General features: G+C 67.7%; 23 protein-coding genes. 16 read left to right on the forward strand and 7 right to left on the reverse strand.

What is annotated here, in order from left to right:
• Complete coding sequence (locus DX912_RS07300) at positions 1–270, reverse strand: hypothetical protein (RefSeq protein WP_115841844.1); 270 nt, start codon at positions 268–270, stop codon at positions 1–3.
• A 49-nt stretch (positions 271–319) separates the two neighbouring features.
• The gene (locus DX912_RS07305; protein WP_115841845.1) at positions 320–775 is read right to left on the reverse strand and encodes a PA2169 family four-helix-bundle protein; all 456 of its coding nucleotides are present in this window, start codon (positions 773–775) and stop codon (positions 320–322) included.
• Positions 776–963: 188 nt separating this feature from the next.
• Between DX912_RS07305 and DX912_RS07310 the strand changes: the two genes are divergently transcribed.
• The 9 genes from DX912_RS07310 to DX912_RS07350 all read left to right on the forward strand — a co-directional run bounded on the left by DX912_RS07310 (position 964) and on the right by DX912_RS07350 (position 11,579).
• Complete coding sequence (locus tag DX912_RS07310; protein ID WP_115841846.1) at positions 964–1,704, forward strand: response regulator transcription factor; 741 nt, start codon at positions 964–966, stop codon at positions 1,702–1,704.
• 70 nt (positions 1,705–1,774) lie between these two features.
• Complete coding sequence (locus DX912_RS07315) at positions 1,775–2,317, forward strand: biliverdin-producing heme oxygenase (protein WP_115841847.1); 543 nt, start codon at positions 1,775–1,777, stop codon at positions 2,315–2,317.
• Entirely contained in the window at positions 2,314–4,017 is a 1,704-nt protein-coding gene (locus tag DX912_RS07320; RefSeq protein ID WP_115841848.1) for a GAF domain-containing protein, read from the forward strand. The genes DX912_RS07315 and DX912_RS07320 overlap by 4 nt, the downstream gene beginning before the upstream one ends.
• Positions 4,018–4,419: 402 nt before the next feature.
• Complete coding sequence (locus DX912_RS07325) at positions 4,420–5,199, forward strand: DUF2092 domain-containing protein (RefSeq protein WP_115841849.1); 780 nt, start codon at positions 4,420–4,422, stop codon at positions 5,197–5,199.
• A complete protein-coding gene (locus DX912_RS18595) occupies positions 5,153–5,761 on the forward strand; it encodes a hypothetical protein (RefSeq protein ID WP_233433521.1) in 609 nt (202 codons plus the stop codon). Before DX912_RS07325 ends, DX912_RS18595 begins: the two co-directional genes overlap by 47 nt.
• A gap of 112 nt (positions 5,762–5,873) precedes the next feature.
• Positions 5,874–8,501: a hypothetical protein gene (locus DX912_RS07335; RefSeq protein WP_147298583.1), complete on the forward strand. Its 2,628-nt coding sequence runs from the start codon at positions 5,874–5,876 to the stop codon at positions 8,499–8,501.
• 93 nt (positions 8,502–8,594) lie between these two features.
• Positions 8,595–9,548 (forward strand): SphA family protein, encoded by a 954-nt coding sequence (locus DX912_RS07340; protein ID WP_181902750.1) that lies wholly within the window; start codon positions 8,595–8,597, stop codon positions 9,546–9,548.
• A 22-nt stretch (positions 9,549–9,570) separates the two neighbouring features.
• Positions 9,571–10,368, forward strand: coding sequence for a transporter (locus DX912_RS07345; protein ID WP_115841852.1), 798 nt, complete (start codon positions 9,571–9,573; stop codon positions 10,366–10,368).
• The gene (locus tag DX912_RS07350) at positions 10,368–11,579 is read left to right on the forward strand and encodes a BamA/TamA family outer membrane protein (RefSeq protein WP_115841853.1); all 1,212 of its coding nucleotides are present in this window, start codon (positions 10,368–10,370) and stop codon (positions 11,577–11,579) included. The genes DX912_RS07345 and DX912_RS07350 overlap by 1 nt, the downstream gene beginning before the upstream one ends.
• A gap of 7 nt (positions 11,580–11,586) precedes the next feature.
• Here DX912_RS07350 and DX912_RS07355 read toward each other — a convergent pair whose 3' ends face one another.
• Positions 11,587–12,078, reverse strand: coding sequence for a low affinity iron permease family protein (locus DX912_RS07355; RefSeq protein WP_115842067.1), 492 nt, complete (start codon positions 12,076–12,078; stop codon positions 11,587–11,589).
• Between the two features lie 177 nt (positions 12,079–12,255).
• Between DX912_RS07355 and DX912_RS07360 the strand changes: the two genes are divergently transcribed.
• The 3 genes from DX912_RS07360 (at position 12,256) to DX912_RS07370 (ending at position 14,399) form a co-directional block, all read left to right on the forward strand.
• Positions 12,256–12,444, forward strand: a complete 189-nt coding sequence (locus DX912_RS07360; RefSeq protein WP_115841854.1) for a hypothetical protein — start codon at positions 12,256–12,258, stop codon at positions 12,442–12,444.
• A gap of 82 nt (positions 12,445–12,526) precedes the next feature.
• Positions 12,527–13,621: a DUF3182 family protein gene (locus DX912_RS07365; RefSeq protein WP_181902751.1), complete on the forward strand. Its 1,095-nt coding sequence runs from the start codon at positions 12,527–12,529 to the stop codon at positions 13,619–13,621.
• A complete protein-coding gene (locus tag DX912_RS07370; protein ID WP_115842068.1) occupies positions 13,611–14,399 on the forward strand; it encodes an alpha/beta hydrolase family protein in 789 nt (262 codons plus the stop codon). Before DX912_RS07365 ends, DX912_RS07370 begins: the two co-directional genes overlap by 11 nt.
• A gap of 663 nt (positions 14,400–15,062) precedes the next feature.
• Here the strand turns inward: DX912_RS07370 and DX912_RS07375 are convergent.
• From DX912_RS07375 to DX912_RS07385, 3 genes are all read right to left on the reverse strand, one after another.
• A complete protein-coding gene (locus DX912_RS07375) occupies positions 15,063–16,064 on the reverse strand; it encodes an SDR family oxidoreductase (protein ID WP_115841856.1) in 1,002 nt (333 codons plus the stop codon).
• A 93-nt stretch (positions 16,065–16,157) separates the two neighbouring features.
• Positions 16,158–16,520, reverse strand: a complete 363-nt coding sequence (locus DX912_RS07380) for a BON domain-containing protein (protein ID WP_115842069.1) — start codon at positions 16,518–16,520, stop codon at positions 16,158–16,160.
• 135 nt (positions 16,521–16,655) lie between these two features.
• Positions 16,656–17,588, reverse strand: a complete 933-nt coding sequence (locus DX912_RS07385; protein ID WP_115841857.1) for a S41 family peptidase — start codon at positions 17,586–17,588, stop codon at positions 16,656–16,658.
• A gap of 93 nt (positions 17,589–17,681) precedes the next feature.
• Between DX912_RS07385 and queD the strand changes: the two genes are divergently transcribed.
• Entirely contained in the window at positions 17,682–18,035 is a 354-nt protein-coding gene (gene queD / locus DX912_RS07390) for a 6-carboxytetrahydropterin synthase QueD (protein ID WP_115841858.1), read from the forward strand.
• Positions 18,036–18,059: 24 nt separating this feature from the next.
• Here the strand turns inward: queD and DX912_RS07395 are convergent, their stop codons facing one another.
• Positions 18,060–20,339: a patatin-like phospholipase family protein gene (locus DX912_RS07395; protein WP_115841859.1), complete on the reverse strand. Its 2,280-nt coding sequence runs from the start codon at positions 20,337–20,339 to the stop codon at positions 18,060–18,062.
• A 189-nt stretch (positions 20,340–20,528) separates the two neighbouring features.
• On the opposite strand from DX912_RS07395, the gene DX912_RS07400 reads away from it, so the two are divergent.
• The 3 genes from DX912_RS07400 to DX912_RS07410 all read left to right on the forward strand — a co-directional run bounded on the left by DX912_RS07400 (position 20,529) and on the right by DX912_RS07410 (position 22,064).
• Positions 20,529–20,945 (forward strand): phasin family protein, encoded by a 417-nt coding sequence (locus DX912_RS07400; RefSeq protein ID WP_115841860.1) that lies wholly within the window; start codon positions 20,529–20,531, stop codon positions 20,943–20,945.
• 196 nt (positions 20,946–21,141) lie between these two features.
• Positions 21,142–21,522 (forward strand): DUF2384 domain-containing protein, encoded by a 381-nt coding sequence (locus DX912_RS07405; RefSeq protein WP_115842070.1) that lies wholly within the window; start codon positions 21,142–21,144, stop codon positions 21,520–21,522.
• Positions 21,519–22,064 carry an RES family NAD+ phosphorylase gene (locus tag DX912_RS07410; protein ID WP_115841861.1) on the forward strand — a complete coding sequence of 182 codons (546 nt, stop codon included), beginning with the start codon at positions 21,519–21,521 and terminating at the stop codon, positions 22,062–22,064. The genes DX912_RS07405 and DX912_RS07410 overlap by 4 nt, the downstream gene beginning before the upstream one ends.
• Positions 22,065–22,123: the final 59 nt, after the last annotated feature.

Below are 22,123 nucleotides of genomic sequence, written 5' to 3' on the forward strand. Positions count from 1 at the left end.
TCAGGCGCGCGCGTGGCGCGACTTGCGCCGCGCCACGATGCATTGACCGACGATGGCGGTGATGAGGATCGCCACGTTGGTGGCGACGAACACCTTGTTTCCCACCATCGCGCTGTAGGCGACGAAGCCTACCGACGCCACGCACTGGCCGATGAACAGCCAGCGCGAGACGCCTTTCGCCTCCGGGTCGCGCGCCATGGTCACGACCTGGCGGATGAGCGTCGCAAGAAGAACGATCGACGCGAGCCAGCCGATCACATCGGGATTCATGCGGCGCGTCCCGTCCAGTGGCCGGCGCGGTTGATGGTGACGCGCTCGATCAGCCCAACGCCTCGAAGCCGTGCTTCAGGCGGCTCATTTCGTCGTGTCCCTGCTTGACCGAGGCGTAGGCCTTGTCGATCGCGTCGCGCGCGGCCGGCGAGAGCTCGAGGTCCTTCAGCGCTTCCTCGTACTTGTGCTTGATGTGGTCCTCGCCGCGCTCGACTTCCTTGACCACCGCCTCGTCGCCCTTCGTCAGCGCGGCGCGCAGGTCCACGAACACGCGATGCGCGCCGGCGAGCACGGTGCCGTCGTCCTCAGGCTTGCCGCCCTGCGATACGACGTAGGCCTGCAAGGCCGCGACCGCTGCCTGGCGCTCGCTCGCGCGGCGCTCGAACAGCGTGCGCAGCGTCGGGTTCTGCGCGTCGCTCGCCGCCTCGCGGTAGCCGTCCACACTGTCGATGGTGGTCTCGATGAGGCTGTTCACCACGTGCAGTTCATGTTCGATGTTCGCCATTGCAGTCTCCGTTTCGGTTTGCGATGAGCTCGATCATCGGGGCGATGCGGCGACGGAATCGTGAACGCGCAGACGACGTTAAGTCTTTTCATCGTTGCGTTAAGCGTGTTGCGGGAACGCTCTCACGTGCGCGTCACGGTTCTTCACCGAGTCTTGAAATCCAGAGGTTTTCTTGCATCGGTACGCACATGAACCAGAACGGTCGACTCATCCTGATCGTCGAGGACCACCTTTCCATCGCGGAAATGCTCGGCGGTTATTTCGAGGCGGGTGGCTACGAAGTGGATTACGCCCGCGATGGTGCCGAAGCACTGCGGCTCTCGGCGAACAACCCGTACGACGCGATCCTGCTCGATCGCAACCTGCCCCGCATCGACGGCGTGGAAGTGTGTCGCCGCATCCGCCAGGAGCAGCGCCGCTCCACGCCCATCCTCATGCTCACCGCGCGCGACACCGTGGAAGATCGCGTGGAAGGCCTGGAAGCGGGCGCCGACGATTACCTCACCAAGCCGTTCTCGATCGAGGAACTCGAAGCGCGCCTGCGTGGCCTGATGCGCCGCTCGCGCAAGACCGCCGGTGAGCCGATCCGCGTCGGGGATCTCGTGCTCGATCCGCATGCGATGAGCGCGGAGCGTGGCGGCACGACGATCCACCTCACGCCGATCGGCTTCCAGATCCTGCACCTGCTGATGCGCGAAGCGCCGCGCGTGGTCAGTCGCGAGGAAATCCAGCGCGAGGTATGGCGCGACGAGCCGCCGGATTCGGATTCGCTGCGCAGCCACCTCTACATCCTGCGCAAGGCGATCGATCGCGGGCACGACACGCCGCTGCTGCAGACGATCCCCGGCATGGGTTTCCGCATCGGGGAACATCCGTCGGCGTTCACTGCATCGCGCAACCAGCGCGAGAGCGCCACGGCGCAGGGCTGAGCCTGAACGGACCAACGCGGCAAGCACGGATCGGGTAGTCTGGAGCTCCTCGATCGCGCGGGAGCGCCCGATGTCGCTGGGCCCCGTCCGCTCGCATCTGCGCCATGCCACCGCGTCCGCGCATGGACGCGTCGATGCGTTGCTTCCCGATGGTGTTACGAAGCACCGCGACTACGCCGCCTACCTGCGCGCGATGCATCGCTTCGTCGCGACCAGCGCACTGCCCGACGGCGCGCGCGATCGCTACCTGCCGCTGCTTTCCGACGATCTGCAAACGCTGGGAATCGTCGGCGAAGCGACGCCCGCGGATGCGGAGCCGGAAGACCGCTACGAGCGGCTCGGCTGGGCGTACGTGTTCGAAGGCTCCTCGCTCGGCGCGCGCCTGCTGCTGCGCCAGGCCAGCGCGCTGGGTTTCGATGGAAGCGCCGGTGCGCGCTACCTGAACGAGCATGCCGCCTCCAGCGGCTGGCCGGACCTGCTCCGGCAACTGGAAGACGCCACGCCCGACGCAGGCCAGCTCGATCGCCTCGTCGCCGCCAGCCATCGCGCCTTCGCCGCCGTCGAAGCCGCATTGCGCGACGCATTGCGCGTCGAAAAGGAAGGAACCGAATGAACATCGCCAACGCCACGGACGCGGAAATCTGCGCGCGCGAACCGATCCACCTGTCCGGCGCGATCCAGCCGCACGGCTATCTGGTGAGCTGCAGCTGGCCCGACTGGACGGTGCGCCATGCCTCGGCCAACGTCGCCGACCTGTTCGACCAGACGCCGGCGCAGCTGCTGGGCACGTCGCTGCGCGAGCACGTCGACGAAAGCATCCTGGAAGCGATCGCCGACGCGCTGCGTTTCATCGAGCCCGGACTGGCCGCGCAGCGCGTGGCGACGACGAACATCGGCGGGCACGGCGCGCTGTGCGATATCAGCACGCACCTGCACCAGGGGTTGGTGCACATCGAGATCGAACCGCAGCAGCCGGGCACCGACAACGTCGGCCCGCTGACGGCCAATGCCATGATCGGCCGCATCGCCGGGCAGGATCCGGGCCCGGCGTTCTTCCAGCAGGTCGCGGCACTGGTGCGCGAGCTGACCGGATACGACCGGGTGATGGTGTATCGCTTCCGCCCGGACGAGGCCGGCGAAGTGATCGCCGAAGATCACGCCGACGACATGGAGCCGTACTTCGGCCTTCGCTATCCGGCCTCGGACATCCCGGTGCAGGCGCGGCACCTGTACCTCATGAACCGGCTTCGCGTGATTCCCGATTCGGGCTACACGCCGGTGCCGATCGAACCGCCGCGCCATGCCGGCGGTGCATCGCTGGATCTGTCGCATCACGCGCTGCGCAGCGTGTCGCCCGTGCATCTGGAATACCTGCGCAACATGGGCGTGGGCGCGTCGATGTCGATCTCCATCGTCAGCGGCGGTCGCCTGTGGGGCCTGATCGCGTGCCACCACCGCGTTGCCCGGCTCGTTCCGCCCGGCATCCGCGCCACCGCCGACCTGTTCGGCATGTACGTGTCGATGCGCGTGGCAGGCCACGAGCAGGCCACCGCGATGGCGCTGTACGACCAGAGCCAGCAGCTCGGCGATGTGCTGCGCGAAGCGACGCAGAAGGGGCGCGCGCTCGCCGACGTGTTGCCGACGTACCTGCGCGTGATCGCGAAGCTGCTCGATGCCGACGGCGTGATGATGCTGCTGGGCAACCGGCAGCTGAGCATCGGCACGGTCCCGGGCGGCGAGTCGTTCTCCGAGCTGTGCGCGTGGGGCGCCGCGCGCGCGGGTGCGGTCGCCTCCACGCACCTTCGCGAGGACTGGCGCAGCCAGGAACGCCCGGCAGACGGTCTCGCCGGCGTGCTGGCCATGGCGTTCGGCCGCGATGGCGACGGCGTGTACTGCTTCCGCAAGGAACAGGTCGAGGAAGTCACGTGGGCCGGCCAGCCCCACAAGGCGACAGTGCCCACCGACGACGGCCTGCGAATCGCGCCACGACGCAGTTTCGCCGCGTGGCGCGAGACGGTGCGTGGACAGAGCGTGCCGTGGAGCGACGGCGACCGCCGCATCGCCGAACGGCTTTACGACGTGCTCATCGACCTGCATCGCCGCAGCACCGTGAATGCCGAGGAACAGTTCGCGCTGCGCCAGCGGCAGCATGTGCGCGACGAAAGCGAACGCCTGTCGCGGCTGGCCGCGATCCTCGGCGACATGCAGCATCTGGACGACGAACAGACGCGGCGCCTGGCCGAACGCATCGGCGAACTCGAACAGCACCTGCGCGGCATCACCGGCACGACGCTCGCGCCCGACGCGGCGTAATCACGCATCGGGAATGACGGCTCGTCGACGGACGCGTCGTCGTTCAGCCTGAACGGACACGCGTTCGCGCCCCCGTCACAACGGTTTCACGCCGCATTGCCGGAAATGTGCCGGCGGTGACGTCGCGTCTGTTGCATCGCGCACAAGCACCGCATGCGTCACGCACCAACCGCAACGGATGCCGGAAGGGAGGGACGATGTCGAGCAGGCAAACCGTGCCTGGCCGCGGCGGCGAAGCAGCGCGCACGATGCGCGGCTGCAGCTTCGCGCGCGACACCATCCTCCGCATGCACATAAAGACAGGCGCGTCGCTAGCCTCTCGCGGACGGTGACGTGTCGCCATGGCCGCAGCACGGCCACGCGGCGCCCGCCGGGGTCGCCGCCACATCGAGGAGGTGCGCAATGCGTCGTTCTTCGTTGTTCGTCGTCATCGTGGCCATCGCGTGCGCCCCGGCGCTCGCGCGTGCGCAGACAGGCGATGTGCCCTCCTCCGCCATCATGGCCGCGCCGCAGGTGCAGCCCGAGGCGATCGCCGCGCTGGAAAAGATGTCCGCTTACCTCCGGTCGCTGAAGCAGTTCGGCCTGCATGCCGACACCACCATCGACCTGGTGATGGAAGACGGGCAGAAGCTGGAGTTCCCCGGGACGCTCAACTACAAGGTGCGTTCGCCGAATGGCCTGTACATCGGCATGAAGAGCGACCGCAAGGAGCGCGAACTCTATTACGACGGCAAGACGCTGACGGTCTACGGCCCGCGCAACAAACTGTACGCGCAGACGCCGGCGCCGCCGACGATCGCGGGGCTGCTCGCGCTGGCCGAGGACAAGTACGGCATCGAACTCCCGCTCGCGGATCTGTTCCTGTGGGGCACGGCGCGGGCGCCTGTCTCGGCGCTGCGTTCGGCGGCGTATGTCGGCCCGGCGCGCATCGACGGCAGCGTCACCGACCAGTACGCCTTCCGGCAGGACGGCGTGGATTGGCAGATCTGGATCGAAGCCGGCGACAAGCCGCTGCCGCGCCGCATGGTGATCACCACGACCGACGATGCGGCGCAGCCGCAGTACGCCAGCACGCTGCGATGGAACACGAACGCGACGATTCGCGACGGCGATTTCGCGTTCACGGCGCCGAAGGATGCGCATCGCATCGAGCTGGTCGCCGCGCAGGAGGTGTCGCAATGAAACACGCTGCGACGAAACATCGTGCGTCGAAGCGGCACGCCCACCGCACGCGAACCCGTGGCGCAACACGATCGCCATCGGCGCGGGCATCGGGCTGCTGGCCGGTGCGGTCGCGTTGCTCGCGGTCACGTCCGACGCACATGCGGGTCCACGCGCCCGCGGCGGTGCGCGCACGAGCGTCAATCACGCTGGCGCCGGTGGGCATGCGGTCGCACCCAGCCGCAGCGCGAACACGAACGTCAACCGCAACACCCAGGTCAATCGCAGCACGAACGTCAGTCGCAACACGAACATCGACGTCCACAACGACATCGACATCGACGTGGACAACGGCTGGCATCACGGCTGGTACGACGACCATCCGGTCGCGACCGCGGCCGCGGTCACCACGGCCGTCGCCGTGACGGCGGCGGCGGTCGGTTCGATCGTGAATTCCGTGCCGCCGAGCTGCGTTACCACCGTCGTCAACGGCATCGCGTACCAGCAGTGCGGCAGCACCTGGTATCAGCCGCAGTACGCAGGAACCGCGGTGCAATACATCGTCGTGAATCCACCGGATTGACGATTCATCGCTGAAATTTTCTGGGACTAGCCCGCTCGCGTTTCCTGTCACCATCCGCCACCCACCACGTCGTTCATGCGTCGCTGGGAACGACCTTGCAAACGGAGTGCATATGCGTATCCAGTCGTTGGTGTTGAGTGCGGCGATGGCGTTGTTTGTCGCGGTTCCTTCGACAGCGCAGGTCTTGCTGGTTGCGCAGTCGTCCACATCGGATGCCGCAGCGAACATCGACGCGCGCCCCTTCCCGCGGCAGTTCACGCAGAACGGCACCACCTTCAGCGTCCACCAGCCGCAGTACGACAGCTGGAACGACAACCAGCTCAAGGGCCGTTTCGCGATGTCGGTGGACACCGGCACGCACAGCGGCGCGGACGGCAAGCCGGAACAGACCGCCGATTACGGCGTGGTGACGTTCCAGGCACGCACGCAGATCGACAAGGATGCGCGCGCGGTGGTGCTGAGCGACATCCAGCTGACGAACGCGAGCTTCCCCACCGCCACCGCGAAGCAGGCGCAGTACCTGGAACTGGTGCGCGCGCAGCTGAAGCAGAAATCCACCCTCACCGTCTCGCTCGACCAGCTCGAATCCGCGCTGGCGATCGCCGCCGTCGACGCGAAGACGCCGGCTTCGCTTCCCGTCCGCAACGATCCGCCCGACATCCTCTTCAGCACGCAGCCGGCGGTGCTGGTGCTGGTCGACGGAAACCCCGCGTTGAAGCCTAGCGGCGTGGCCGGCGTGCAGCGCGTGATCAACAGCCGTTCGCTGCTGCTTGAACAGAACGGCCAGTACTACACGCATCTGGCGGGCCATTGGGCGAAGGCGGCGTCGCTCGACGGTCCGTGGACGCTTGCGCCCACGGTCGACGCGAAGCTGACGCAGGCGATGCAGCAGGCCGTGTCGTCGAAGCAGGTCGACACCCTCGACAAGCCGCCGCAGGCGCTCGCCGACGCATTCGCGAACGGCGGCATGCCCGCGCTGTACGTGCGCACGCATCCGGCCGAACTGATCACGGTGCAGGGCGATCCGCAGTTCGCCGCCATCGAGGGCACCCGACTCAGCTACGTCACCAACACCGGTGCGGACGTGTTCGTCGATGCCGGCGCGGACAATGCGTGGTACGTGCTCGTGTCGGGTCGCTGGTTCACGGCGCCGGGCAGCAAGGGGCCGTGGCGCTACGTGGCGCCGAACCAGCTGCCGGCGGACTTCGCGAAGATCCCGCCGGAAAGCCCGAAAAGCGGCGTGCTCGCGTCGATTCCCGGAACGCCGGAGTCGAAGGAAGCGCTGATCGCCAACGACATCCCGCAGACCGCGACGGTGAAGAAGGCGCAGGCGAAGCTCACCGTCGCCTACGACGGCGCGCCGCAGTTCGCGAACGTCGAAGGAACCTCGCTGCAGTACGCGCGCAACACGGCCGTGCCGGTGATCCGCGTGGCGAACGACAGCTACTACGCCGTCGACAAGGGCATCTGGTTCGCCGCGTCCTCGCCGACGGGACCGTGGACCGTCGCCACCAGCGTTCCTCCCGCGATCTATGGCATCCCGACCAGTTCGCCGCTGCATTACGTCACCTACGTGCGCGTGTACGGCAACGACGGCGACGACGTGTACGTCGGTTACACGCCGGGTTACTACGGCACGGTCGTGACCGACAACGTCGTCGTGTACGGCACGGGTTACGCGTGCACGCCGTGGGTCGGCGCGTACTGGTACGGCTGCCCGGCGACGTACGGCATGGGCGCGTATTTCGGCTGGAACCCGTGGGTCGGCTGGAGTTTCGGCTGGGGCTGGGGGTGGTACGACGGCTGGTACGGGCCGTACAGCCCATGGTGGGGCCCGTGGTACGGCCCCGCGTATCCATACGGCTGGTGGGGTGGCGGCGCGGCGGCATGGAACGTCTACGGCCACTGGGGCAACGCCGCGGTGCGCGGCACGGCCGCGGCGTGGGCGGATCCGTGGACCGGCAACGTCGGTCGCGGCGCACGCGGCGGCTACTACAACGAAGCCACCGGCGGGCGCGGCATCGGCCGTGCGGGCGTCAACACCAACGTCTACACCGGCACGACCAGCGCGGGCGCGCAGGGCATCCGCTACAACCCGGAGACCGGTCGCGTCGTGGCCGGCGGCGGCGTCGCGGCAGTGAATCCGTACACCGGCCAGGCCGCGCGCGCGGGCGAACGCACCGTCGTGAACACCAACACCGGTCGCGTGACGCAGGCCGCGGGCGGCGCGGCCATCGGCCCGAGCGGTGCGGGCGCGGCCGGCGCGTTCAACACGCAGGGCCCGAACGGCAGCGATGCACGTGGCGCGGGCGGCTTCCACTACAACGCCGACACCGGGACGTTGAACCGCGGCGGCGTGGTGCAGGTGAACGACGACGTCTACGCCGGTCGCGACGGCAACGTCTACAAGCACGACGAGAACGGCTGGACGCAGGTCGATCGTCCCGACCGCTCGCAGAACCTGTCCGGCCAGACGCGGCAGAACGTGGATCCGGCTTCGCTCGACGGCGACCGCTTCGCGCGCGAACGCGGCGATGCGCGCATCCGCGGCGATGGCGGCTCGCTCAATCCCGCTGCGTTCGAGCGCCAGGGCGGCGCGATGGAACGCACCGGCGGCGGCTTCGAGCGCGGCGGTGGCATGCAGCGGCCTGCGGGCGGCATGCAGCGGCCGGTCGGCGGCTTCCGTCCGGGACTGGGCGGTGGTGGCTTCCGCGGCGGCGGCGGTTTCCGTCGTCGCTGATCGATAGAGGCGCGGGGGCGGCCATGCACCGCGCCGCGTCTGTTTCCTCGACGCCGGATGAGACGGCGTCTGAATTGGCTTGGAGAGAGAACGATGAACACCCGTCACCTGCTCGCCGCCGGCATCGCGCTGGGTTGCGCCGCGCTGGCCGAGCCCGCGTTCGCGACCGAAGGCGCACTCGGCCGCACCATCACCGGCACGAACGTGCAGTCCTTCGCCGGCGTCGTGCCGCCGACGCCCGGCTTCAATGCCGCCATCGGCTACGTGCACTACAGCGGCGAGATCAGCGCTTCGCGCGAAGTCCCGCTGAACAACCAGCTGACGCTCGGCATGGACGCGACCTTCGACATGCTCAGTGTCACCGGCCTGTACGTCTGGGACACGGGCGAAGGTCGATGGAACTTCGCATCGATGGCGACGCTGCCATTCGCGGAAGTCGACGTCACCGCCAACGTGTCGATCGGCTCGCGCACCGGGCGGGTGAACGACAAGGCCGACTGGGACATCTTCGACCCGTTCTTCGCGCCGATCATCGCCGGCTACCACTTCGACCAGACCAGGCACATGACGCTGGCGCTGTACGTCTACACGGACTGGGGCGACTACGACCCCGACCGCCTGGCAAACCTCAGCCTCAACAACTGGACATATTCGCCGACCATCGGCTACACGCAGCTGATGCAGAAGGGCACGCTGGAATTCACCACCGTCGGCGCCGTCGACATCTACACGAAGAACGACGCCACCGATTACCAGAACGGCGCGGTGTTCCGCCTCGATGCGCAACTGGTCAAGCGTTTCGCCAATGGCTGGGGCGTAGGTGGCATCGGCGGCTGGATCCAGCAGATCGAGGACGACGAGGGCCCCACGGCCGACCGGCTCAACGGTTTCAAGGGTCGCGCATTCGCGCTGGGCCCGACGGTCAACTACACGAACAAGTGGGACGGCGGCCAGGTCGAATTCGCCGCCCGCTGGCTCACCGAGTTCGACGTGAAGCGGCGCATCAAGGGCGATCCGCTGATGGTGACGGCGACGATCGCCTTCTGATCACGAACACGGAGGTTCGAGCATGTGCACGCGCGTCCTTTTCGCAATCGTTCTTGCCGCCGCCACGGTGCCTGTCGCGCATGCGCAGGAAAGCGCCGACGAACTGGCGAAGAAGCTGTCGAACCCCGTTGCGTCGATGATCAGCGTGCCGTTCCAGTACAACGCCGATTTCGGCTACGGCAGCGAGGACGGCACGAAGCAGACGCTGAACATCCAGCCGGTGATTCCCGCATCGATCTCGCAGGACTGGAACCTGATCACGCGCGTGATCGCGCCGGTGATCTACCAGGAGGACACCGCCGGCAAGTCCGGCAGCCAGTTCGGCCTGGGCAACATCACGCCGACCTTCTTCTTCTCGCCCAAGCAGCCCACCGCAGGCGGCCTGACGTGGGGCATCGGCCCGGTGTTCCTGCTGCCCACCGCCAGCGACGACCTGCTCGGCGTGGACGAATGGGGCGCGGGGCCGAGCGTACTCGTGCTGCACCAGGGCAAGCACTGGACGATGGGTGCGCTCGCCAACCACATCTGGTCGTTCGGCGGTTCGGCGAACGATCCCGACCTCAGCAACACGTTCCTGCAGCCGTTCTTCGCGCGCCAGTTCCCGGGCGGCCGCACGCTCACGTTCAATTCCGAGTCCACCTACGACTGGGAAAACCAGCAGTGGACGGTGCCGATCAACGTGCTGTACTCGAAGGTCACGCGCATCGGCGGGCAGACGCTGAGCTTCGCTGGAGGCATTCGCGGTTACGCCGACGCGCCCCGCGGCGGGCCGGACTGGGGCGTGCGCCTGGTCGTCACCTTCCTGGTGCCGGAACACTGATGCGCCGCGCGACACTGCGCTGCGCGCTGACGCTCGCGGGCGTGCTCGCGTGCACCACGGCCTTCGCGCAGTCGGGATCCGGGACCGCGGCGCCGGCTTCCGACGACGCGGCCGCTGAAAAGCCCGGGCTGCGCGCCCTGCTCCACGACCCGAAGGACGGCAAGTTCGACATGTCGCGCTGGCTGCTGGAGCGCAAGGGCGGTTTCCTGCCGGTGCCGATCATCGTCAGCGATCCGGCCGTCGGTTATGGCGGCGGGCTGGCCGCGCTGTTCTTCCATCGCCCCGCGGGTGCGACGACCACGCGCACGACGTCCGACGGCCGCCAGCAGCTCGTGCCGCCCAACCTCTTTGGCGGCATGGCGATGAAGACCGAAAACGGCACGCATGCCTACGGCGGCGGCGCGATGCTGCACTTCAAGGACGATCGCTGGCGCTACACCGGCGGCGTCGCGAAAGCGTCGGTAAACCTCGACTTCTACACGCCGGGCCGCTTCACCGAGCCGCTGGCGATCGGCTACAACGCCGACGGCGTGGTGTCGTTCCAGAAGATCGCGCGGCGACTCGGCGAGGAGAACCTGTACCTCGGCCTGTCGTGGACGTACATGGACCTGGATCTGAGCTTCGACGTTGCCGGCGACGCGCAGCGCTTCACGCCCAAGGAGCGCGCGCAGACCACGTCGGGGCTGGGCCTGTCGCTGCAGTACGACACGCGCGACAACTCGTTCACGCCCAATAGCGGGTGGCTGGGCCAGATCGAAGGCAACTTCTACGACGACGCCTTCGGCAGCGACACGACGTTCCAGAGCTACCGCTCGCACGCCTTCGCCTACCTGCCGATGGGCGGGGAACGTTTCGTGCTCGGCGGTCGCATCGACATGCGCTGGGCGAACGGCGACATCCCGTTCTACCGCCTGCCGTTCATCGACCTGCGTGGCGTCGGTTCGGCACGCTACGCGGATACCCGCGCGGCGACGCTGGAAACCGAACTTCGCTGGAACACCACGCCGCGCTGGGCGCTGATCGGATTTCTCGGCGCCGGCCGCACGTGGGGCCGCCACAACGATTTCGGCGAGGCGCCGAGCCAGGTCGCGAAGGGCGCGGGCGTGCGCTACAAGATCGCCAGCGTGCTGGGCCTCTACACCGGCGTCGATTACGCGTGGGGCCCGGAAGACGAGACGCTCTACGTGCAGGTCGGCAGCGCCTGGCGTTGAGGGCGCGTCACTCTCCGCGCGGCGCCGGCTCGCGATGTTCGCCGCGATTGTCGTAGCCGCCATCGCGTTCGCCCGATCGCGCCGCATCCGCCTTGCGCGCATGTTCGTGCGCCGGCGAGTCGCGCCGCCGCGAATCGCTGTGTTCGCGCGCGAGGCGCGCGAGTTCCTCGTAGCGCTTTCGCAGGCGATCCAGTTGGGCCTGGTCTAGCTCCTCCAGGTCCAGCAGCGTGTTCTCGGCCATCCGCGTGGCGCGAATCAGCTCGTCGAGCTTGATCTGCATCGCCTCGGTGTCGCGGTTCTGCGTGTTCTGGATCAGGAACACCATCAGGAAGGTGATGATCGTCGTGCCGGTGTTGATGACCAGCTGCCACGTGTCGCTGAACCCGAACATCGGCCCGCTGACCAGCCACACGACCACCACCAGCACCGCCAGGCCGAAGCACGAGGCGTTGCCGGTCCAGCGGGCCGCACTCTTGGCGAACTTGCTGTGCCAGTCCATACGGGGCGTCGTGGCGCGGCCGATCGCCGCGACGAAACCATCCGCCGCGCCGGCGAAAATCCACGTGAACAGCAGCGGCCGGTGGCGCATTCACGGACACCCGCGCCATCACGCGGCGTTACCCGGGCGCGGTCGTATCGTCGATGCAACATCGATACGCAACACCGGAGCCGCGCCATGTCGCAGGATCGTAAAGACCCGCCGCTGCACGACGACAAGAAGACCTCGCAGGACAAGCCCGAGGACCCGCGCGAGCGCGAGAAGCGCAAGCAGCACGAGAGTGAGAACCAGGACCAGGCGCTGGAGGAAACCTTCCCGGCGAGCGATCCGGTATCGCCCTTCGTGCCGGCCAAGGCACCGGACTGACCGCACGATGGCGGCCGGCGGAGTCTGGACCCAGACCGCACCCGACCCCGGCCGCGCTGCCTGCGCAGACGGTGCCGGCTGCGTGGTCGAACTGCTGCGACGCGAGCGTCGCAGCGAACACGAGGCGGCGACCGGCCGCTGGATAGGCGAACGCGTCGCGACGCTGCTCGATTTCGAATACGGAGGCGTGCACGACGCCAGCGTGCGGTACGACGCCCCGCCGTTCTTCTTGCCCGACGTCACGCTGCTCGCCACCGATGCGCACGAGCTGGGCATCGCCGGGCCGAAGCAGTTGCTCGGGGGCGTCGTGCCGCACGCGTTCGTGGCGACGAAGACGATCACGCATCCGCTGGTCGACGGCGCGCGAGCAAAGCCGGAAGGCTGGTCCGACGAGCTCGGCCGCGCGCTCGACGACGTGACGCTGCCGGGCTTTGCGGCCTTCTCCCTCGAAGACGTCGGCCGCGCTGCGCGCTCGCTCTTCGAACAAGGCCTGCCGGCGCGTATCAAGCGCGCGGACGGCATCGGCGGGCTCGGGCAGTCGGTCGCGACCGAGCGCAAGTCGCTCGACGCCGCGCTCGCGCACCTGGACCCGCAATCGCTCGCGCGCGTGGGCGCCGTGGTCGAACTCAACCTCAAGCCGGTCAAGACCTACAGCGTCGGCACCGTCGCGCTCGGGCCGCACCGCATCGCCTACTTCGGCATGCAGACGCTCACGCGCAACCGGTCAGGCTTGTCGGTGTACGGCGGCTCCTCGCTCGCGTGCATCCGGGGCGACCTCAACGACCTGCTCGCTACGCTGGACGATGAAGCCGAGCGTCGCGTCCTGCGTTGCGCGATCCGCTACGACGCCGAAGTGTCGCGCGCGTATCCGGCATTCTTCGCATCGCGCCGCAACTACGACGTCGCGCTGGGCGTGGATCCGTCCGGCATGCCGCGCACCGGCGTGCTCGAACAGTCCTGGCGCGTGGGCGGTGCGACGCCGGCGGAGATCCTCGCGCTGGAAGCAATGCACCGCGATCCGCTGCTGTCGCGCGTGAATGTGTCGACGCACGAGTTCCACGCGCTGGTCGATCCACCGCCGGGCGCGCAGGTGTCCTTCCGTGGCGAGGATCCGCACGTCGGCCCGATGACGAAGTACGCCATGCTCGACGCGCAGGACGATGCGCATGGACGTTAGCCTCGAAACCATCGAACTGGCGGTCGAACAGGAGCGCATCAGCGGAACGGTGCTCTCGCCGCCGTCGCAGCTGCCCGCCGTGCTGTTCGTGCACGGCTGGGGCGGGAGCCAGGAACACGACCTGGTGCGCGCGCGCGAAGCGGCGGGCATCGGCTGCGTCTGCCTCACCTTCGACCTGCGCGGGCACGAGCGCACCGCGCGGCACTGGGAGAAGGTCAACCGCCCGCAGAACCTCGCCGACCTGCTCGCCGCGTACGACTGGCTCGCGGCGCGGCCCAATGTCGATCCGGATGCGATCGCGGTGGTCGGCATCAGCTACGGCGGCTACCTTGCGGCGTTGATGACGGCCCAGCGACCGGTGCGCTGGCTCGCGCTGCGCTCGCCTGCGATCTATCGCGACGAGGGCTGGGAACGGCCGAAGCTGCAGCTGCATATCGACACCGACCTGGTGGCATATCGACAGCGCCGCATGGACTGGCAGGACAACGCCGTGCTGCGTGCGTGCGCGGAGTATCGCGGCCACGCGCTGCTCGTCGCGGCCGAACACGACACCGTCGTGCCGCATCCGGTGATCGACAACTACGCCAATGCGCTCCACAACACGCGCTCGCTGACGCGCCGCGTGATCGAGGGTGCCGATCACGCGTTCTCGCAGAAGCCCGCGCAGAAGGCGTACCAGACGATCCTCGTCAAATGGCTCGCCGAGATGATCATGGGCGCCCGCGAGGAAGCGGCGATGACGAAGCTGCGGGAGCGGAAGGTGGAGGAGGCGGAGTAGCGGCGTGCTGGATTGAAGTTGCCGTTGGGCGGTGCTTTAAGTGCAGCGACGTGAGGATGGCTGTGGTGGGTTGATGGCCTCCATCACGACAGATCACCGCAATCACTCCAGATCACCCGTCGTCACTTCACCACCGTCGTCGCTCCAGATCACCCGTCGTTACTTCATCACCGCCGTCACTTCACGACCGCCGTCACCTCAGAACACCGTCATCCCGGCGAAAGCCGGGACCCAGGCCCGGAGTGCTTGGGCACTACCTCACGGGTAAACCATGCCCCCGTCATTCCCGCGAAGGCGGGAATCCATGGACTTTTCACGCTTGGCGGTCAGCGTTTGCGACCTGCGCGTGCCGCTGTTCTCCTCACACTCCAAATGCAACGCGAAAGCGTGGAACGCCCATGGATTCCCGCCTTCGCGGGAATGACGAGCAACAGCACGAGCGACGGCAGAGGCGACTCCTGGAGCGACGGCAGAAGCAACAGCAAAGACAAAGGCGCCACTCCGTCGACCGCACCGCCGCCATTCATGGCGCCACGCATCAGGCTTCGGAACCCCTGCCCGGCCCTCCGTGGCCGGTCGTTCGTCGGGGCGCGCGGCAATGCCGCGCAAGCACCCCTCCTCACCCGCGCAAGCACCCCTACTCACCCGCGCAAGCGGCCTGCCTTACCCATACGGCCCACCCATGACCGGCAGCACGATCCCGTTGACGTACGACGAGCACACGGGCGAAGCAAGAAACACATACGCGGGCGACAGCTCTTCCGGCTGCGCCGGACGGCCCATGTCGCTGGATTCGCCGAACTTCGCCACTTCCTTCGCATCCCGGTCCGCCGGATTGAGCGGCGTCCACACCGGGCCCGGCGCGACGGCATTCACGCGGATGCCGCGTTCGAGCAGGTTGCTCGCCAGCGACTTGGTGAAGGCGTGGATCGCGCCCTTCGTCGCCGAGTAATCGAGCAGCTGCTTCGAACCGAACAGACCGGTTTCCGAACCCGAATTGACGATGCAGCCGCCTTTCGGCAGGTGCTTGAGCGCCGCTCGCGCCATGTGGAAATAGCCGCCGATGTTGGTCTGCAGCGTTTCCTGCAGGTGTTCGTCGGTGAGGTCTTCCAGCGACTGCGCATGCATCTGGAACGCGGCGTTGTTCACCAGGATGTCGAGTTTGCCGAACGCCTGCACGGTGGCGGCGACGGCGCCCTCGCAGAACTTCGGATCCTTCACGTCGCCGGGAATGACCAGGCAGCGGCGGCCTTCCTTCTCGACCGCCGCGCGCGTTTCCTCGGCGTCCTCGTGCTCGTTGAGGTACACGATCGCGACGTCCGCGCCTTCGCGCGCGTACAGCACCGCCACCGCCCGACCGATGCCGGAATCGCCACCGGTGACGATCGCGACCATGTCCTGCAGCTTTCCGCTCCCCTTGTAATCCGGCGCGAGGTACCGCGGACGCGGATCGAGTTCGTGTTCCTGTCCGGGCTTGTCCTGGTGCTGCGCGGGCAGCGGATTTTCGGGCTGCTTGCGCGTGCCGGCTTGCACCGGCTTCTTCTTCGACTCCGAATCGCCGGCCGACGACTTCTTCGCCTCCTTCGCCTCGACCTGCTCCTGGATCGCCTGCTGCTTCGCCGCCGTGCCATCGGCATTCGACGTCGGCTTCTTCTCTTTTGCCATCGCGTTGTTCTCCTCTTTCCACGACAAAACGCCCGGGTGCGGACACCCGGGCGTTTGCCGCCCGCGCGGCCCCAGGGCCGCCCTATCGGTTCGTTACTTCTTGTCGCCCTTGGCGACGGTCAGGCCCTTCGCATCGACGCTCTTCACGCCCTTGATGCCCTTGGCGACCGAGATCGCCTTGTCATGCTTGGCCTTGCTGTCGACCGTGCCGGACAGCTTCACCACGCCGTTGGTGGTGTCGACGTCGATCTCGGTGCCCGGCACGTCGGAGGTCGCCATCAGATCGGCCTTCACCTTGGTGGTGATCCAGGTGTCGTTGACCGGCTGCGCGGAATCGCTTTCCTCTTCCGCTTCGGTCTGGGTGCGATCCTGCGCAAGCGCCATGGCCGGCGCGGCGATCATCGCGGCCGCGCCGAAGACGGCGGCGAACAAGGTCGAATTCGTTCGGATCTTCATGTCGTGGCTCCCGTTGAAGGTGCGCACAGCTTTCAGCGCAAATGCGTAGTTCCGCGTGAAATCCGCGATATCGCGCGTTTCGTGCGCCGTGTCCGTTCACCGATGCGAATCCGGCGTGTACGACGCGTTTTCCGTTCAGCGTGACGCGCGGGCGAGACGCAGCGCGGCGTCGAGCGCCTGGTCGGAGGTGGTCACGACATCGGGCGCGATGCCGGTCGATTCCCAGTTCGTGCGCGTGATCGGATTGACGGGCGAGCCGTCGGAGACGAACACGCTGTAACCGTCGCCGAGGTCGGTCATGCCGCCGGGATTGGCCGCACCCGCGCTACGTTCGCCGACGATGGTGGCGCGCTTCGCGCTCTGCAGCGTATAGGCGAACGATTCGGCCGCCGAAGCCGTGCCCTTGTCCACCAACACGTACAGCGGCACCTGCGTGCGCGGCGTGGCGTAAGGCGTATCGGGCGCCTCGCTCAGCGTCTGCGTGCGCGTGTGGAAGGTGTTGTAGATGTCGGCGCCCGGCGCGACGAAGGCGCTGGCGAGGTAGCCGACCATGCTCGGCGAACCGCCGCGGCAACCGCGCAGGTCGACGATCATCGCGCGCGTGCCGGCGAGCTTCGCGAGTGCCGCGTCGATCGCGGCGCGTTCGGGCGCGTTCGCGTCGCCGAACTCGAAATGCGCGAACTCGCTCAGGCGGAGATGTCCGATATCGCCCGGCAGGGTTTCCACCGTCGCGATGCCGTGGTTCGCCGGCGGCGAGTGGCGCCTCGGGCCGGCCGGCTGCGTATCGGTCGCGCCTGTGCCCTCCCAGCGCACGCGGAAATGGCGATCGAGCGGACGCAGGCGCGTCGTCAGTGCGTCGGCCAGCGCCTGCGGTGCGAGCGCGTCGAACTTACCGCTCGCGGCATCGCGACGCAGGTCGTCGGCGATGGTCTTCCCACGCGCGGGATCGAAGTAGTTCGCGGCGATCGCATCGGCCACGGCGTCGACCCGCTCGCGCGGGACGGGCGCGGCATGCGCGGCGAAGGCGGACAGCAGCAAAAGGGCGGCGACGCGGAGCAGCTTCGGCATGGCGGAGTTTTCCGAGGGATTTCTACCTCTGGATGCCGCCCGCGCCGGGAGCGTCGCAGCGCCCGGGCGACGGGCCGGCGGTACACTGCGCGCATGAAAATCTTCAAGGCCTTCACGCTCGAAGCCGCGCACCGCCTGCCCAATGTCCCCGAGGGCCACAAGTGCGCGCGCCTGCACGGGCACAGTTTCCGCATCGAGATCCACGTCGAGGGCGACATCGACCCGCACTTCGGCTGGGTGATGGACTTCGCCGACCTGAAAGCGGCGTTCAAGCCGATCTACGACCGCCTGGACCACCACTACCTCAACGACATCGAAGGCCTGGAGAATCCGACCAGCGAAGTGCTGGCGAAGTGGATCTGGGACCAGCTGAGGCCCTCGCTCCCGCTGCTGTCCGAAGTGGTCGTGCACGAGACCTGCACGTCGGGTTGCCACTACAAGGCCTGAGGCGCGCCACCGGCGCGCCCGGCATCACTTCACCTGCGGCCGCAGCAGCGAGCCGAACGTCAGGTACCACGAGTTCTCGCCTTCGTCGTTGGCGCCGTACGCCAGGAACATCGGCCCCAGCGGCGTGCTGAAGCCGACGAACAGGCTGCCGGCGAGGATCAGGTCGTCGTCCACCTCGTCCTTCGTGGCCCAGACGTTGCCGGTTTCAAGGCTCGCACCGACGAACATCGGCATCGAGAACAACCGGCTCGTGTTGCCCGTGCGGCGGTACATCACCGCGCGTGCCAGTGCGGTCTGCGTGCCGAACAGCGCGCGTTCGTCGAAACCGGAAAGATTGAGGAAGCCGCCGAGGAAGCCCTGCGTCTGGAAGAAGCTGTCGTCTTCCAGCGCGCTGCTCAGGTGCGCGCCGAGCAGCAGGTGGTAGCGGCCCCACGCCTGCGCCCAGTCGGCGGTGAGGCGCGCGACGTCGCCTTCGACGTTCGCGCCGGCGGTGTCGTGGTAGGTCTCCAGGTCCGCGCTCACGCGGATGCCGCGCGTGGGGAAGTTGATGTTGTCCAGCGTGTCCCAGGTCGCGTTGTAGAACACGCCTGCGTACTTCTCCTCGCTGTTGGTGAAGTCGGCCGGATTGCCGATGAGCAGGTCGCCGCGATCCTTGCCGGCGACCAGCTGCGCACTGATGCGCCATTCCGGTTGCGGTGACCAGCCCGCTTCGACGGCGACCTGGCGCCGGTTGACCCGGTACTCGGCCAGCTGCGCGTCCTCGATCCACAGCGGGAAGGATTCGTTGCGCAGTTCGAGCGCGGGCTTCACGTAGAACGCCCCGGTTTCGCCCAGCGGCTGGTAGAACTCCGACAGCAGCCCGGTGATGCGGCCCAGTCGCAGCACGTTGCGCCATTCCGCGCCCAGTGTGTTGACGTCGTTGAACGTCAGCTCCGCCGAGACCATGTAGCTGTTGCGGCCGTTGAAGTTGTCGTCCAGCTGGAAGCCGAGCTTGCCGAACGCCGACCATGGTTTTTCCGCCGGAATGATCTGCAGGCCGCGTTCGCCGTTGCGTTCGACCAGGCGGTAGTCGATCTGCTGGAAGCGGCCGTCGCCGTACGCGGTGCCGATGGTCTTCTCCAGACGCTCCGCATCGAACGGCTCGTCCAGGTTCGGGGCGACGGCACGCTCGACTTCGCGCGTCGCCGACGGCGAACGGCCTTCGACGACGTCGAGGAACGCCACCAGCTTCGGATCGAAATCGCGCTTGCGCTGGCGCTCGCGATAGGCGGCATACGTCGCCTCGTCCACGGACAGCGCGCGCAGCCGCGGCAGCGCCGCTTCGGCCGCGCGTTCGCCGATGGCGATGGCTTCGGCACCGCGGTTGAATTCCGCCGCGGTGATGTCGCCCAGTTCCGGGCGGATGAGCACGTCCTCCGGGCGCAACGTGGCGAGCGTCGCCTCGGTCTTCTCGGTCATCAGCGCCGAGATCATCTGGTCCATGATCACCAGCGGATTGGTCAGCGCCTCTTCCTTGTGCAGCGGCGAGCCGACGTCGACGACGATGAGGCGGTCGGCGCCCATCTGGCGCACGACGTCGACAGGCACGTTGTCGACCATGCCGCCGTCGACGAGCAGGCGGTCGCCCACGCGCACCGGCGCGAAGGCGCCGGGCACGGACATGCTCGAACGGATCGCCAGCGCGAGGTCGCCATCCTCGAACACGACCTTGTCGCCGTTGATGATGTCTGCGGCGACGGCGCGGAACGGGATCGGCAGCTGGTCGAAGTCGTTGACGTTCCAGGTCGAGATCGTCAGCCGGCGCATCAGCATCAACAGCTTCTGCCCCTGCACGATGCCGACCGGCAGCACGACGCGGCCGTCGACGTAGCCGATCTCCAGGTCGAGCAGATAGCGGAAATCGGCGTCCTTCCGGCGCATCGGCTGGCCGGGCCGCGGCGGGTCGTCAACGAACATGTCCGCCCAGTCGATGGTGTCGATCAGGTTTTCCATCTCCGCCGGCGTGTAGCCGGTGGCGTACAGGCCGCCGACGATCGAGCCCATGCTGGTGCCGGCGACCTTGCAGACGGGGATGCGCTCGCGTTCGAGCACCTTGAGGACGCCGACGTGGGCCGACCCGCGCGCGCCGCCGCCGCCGAGCACCAGGCCGACGCAGGGGAGATGGGCGGAATGCGCCGGATCCGGAGCCGCGGTCTGGGCGATGGCCGGGGATGCGACCGCTCCGAGCAGGACGGCGACGAGGACGGCCAGGCTGGCCATCAGCCCCCGGCAGCGCGGCGTGGAGGGGAGGCGGGCCTGCATCATCGTCCGGTCATCCTGGTTGGCGATCCTGCGCGGGCAGAGCCCGTTGCAGCGGGATTCTGCCACCGGACTTCAACTCCCCCAATGGGACCTGAGTCCCGTGCCGCCCCGTGTTGCACCGCAACAAATCCTCGGTTATGCTGCACCGCACAATCCGAACCCCCTCTCTCCCCGGATTGCCTGGAGACCACCATGTACCAGCCGTTCAACGAACAGTTCGCCGCCGCGACGCGCCAGTTCGCGGACACGGCCGCACAGGTCAACCGCCTCGCCCTCGACAACGCCGAGGCCGTCTTCGGCCTGCAGCTTTCGGCGATCGAGGACCGCGTCAACGCCACGTTCGCCTTCCTCGGCGAAGCGGCTGAAATCCGCGATTTCGACGGCTTCAAGAACCTGTGGCCGAAGGGCACGCAGGTCGCCCGCGAGAACTTCGAGCGCGGCGTCGCCACCGGCCAGGAAGTCTTCGGCCGCACGATGAAGACGCAGGGCGCGATTTCCGAGCTGGCCAAGTCGCAGTTCGAAGCCGCCGCCCGCGGCGTGCAAGGCGAGGTCGAGAAGACCGTGAAGGCCGCCGCGTCCGTCGGCCCGAAGGCCGCCAGCGTCAAGTAATCCCTACCGCTTCAACTCTCTCCTTTCGCTTTCTTTTTCCAAGACGTCCGCCTCCCCTCCCGGCGGACTGGAAACCCGGCAGCCCGTGCTGCCGGGTTTTTTCTTTTTGGGCGACTGTGCAGCCGCTCGCGCCGTGCGGCTGGAACTGCGTGCGAATTTCGTGCATGATTCGTGCATGCCTCGACCGGAGTTCCTGATGAACGCCGTCATGAAATCCCGCGCCAGCCTGGCCGAAGCCGTCCGCGAGCCCGACCAGGTCTACCTCTCGCCCCGCCGCATCGGAGATGCGCTGGGCCTGCAGGTGCAGAGCCTGGCCGAGCGCGCCCGCGTCAGCCGCAACACGCCGACCGCGCGCCCGCAGAACGAACACCTCCAGCAGTACCTGCGCGACGTCGTGCGCGTCATCGCCGCGGCGGAGGACGCCGCCGGCGGCGATCGCACGCGCGCCATCTTCTGGTTCATGAACGACCCGCTGGCCGATTTCGAGTACCTCACCGCCGATGCGCTGGTGCAGGCCGGCAAGGCGCAGGTCGTGATCGACTACATCGAGTCGGTTGCCGGCGGCGCGACCGGATGATCCTGCGCGAGCTGGGCGATGGCGACGCGCTGTATCGCGTCATCGTCCCGCGCTGGTCGCACGCGCCGACCTCCGGCGCCGGCGCGGCACGCAAGGGCGGTCGCTTCAACCGGCCCGGACTCGAAGCGCTCTATCTGTCGAAGGACGCGATCACCGCGCTGGAGGAATACCGCCAGCACGAGCTCTTGCTGCCACCCGGAACGCTGGTGACCTTCCTCGTCGGCCCGCTCGTGGTGGTCGACTTCTCCGCCGGTTTCGACAGCACACGCTGGGAGCCGATCTGGGCCGATTACGCCTGCAACTGGCGACGCCTCGCCTTCGACGAACGCAGCGAGCCGCCAAGCTGGGTGCTGGGCGATATCGCGCTCGATGCCGGTGCCGCCGGCATCCTCTTTCCGTCGTCCGCGCATGCAGGCGGTACGAATCTCGTTCTGTTCAACTCCAGCCAGCTGCCTGCGCGGATGCTGCGCGTGCACGATCCGGACGGGCATCTTCCCGGCGACGCGCGATCGTGGCGCGATGCGGACGACGCACGCGATTGATCGACGCGCGCACGACATCGGCGCCGCAAAGAAAAAGCCCGCCAACCGGCGGGCTTTTT

Source organism: Lysobacter soli (genome assembly GCF_003382285.1).
GTDB classification, from domain to species: Bacteria; Pseudomonadota; Gammaproteobacteria; order Xanthomonadales; family Xanthomonadaceae; genus Lysobacter_J; species Lysobacter_J soli.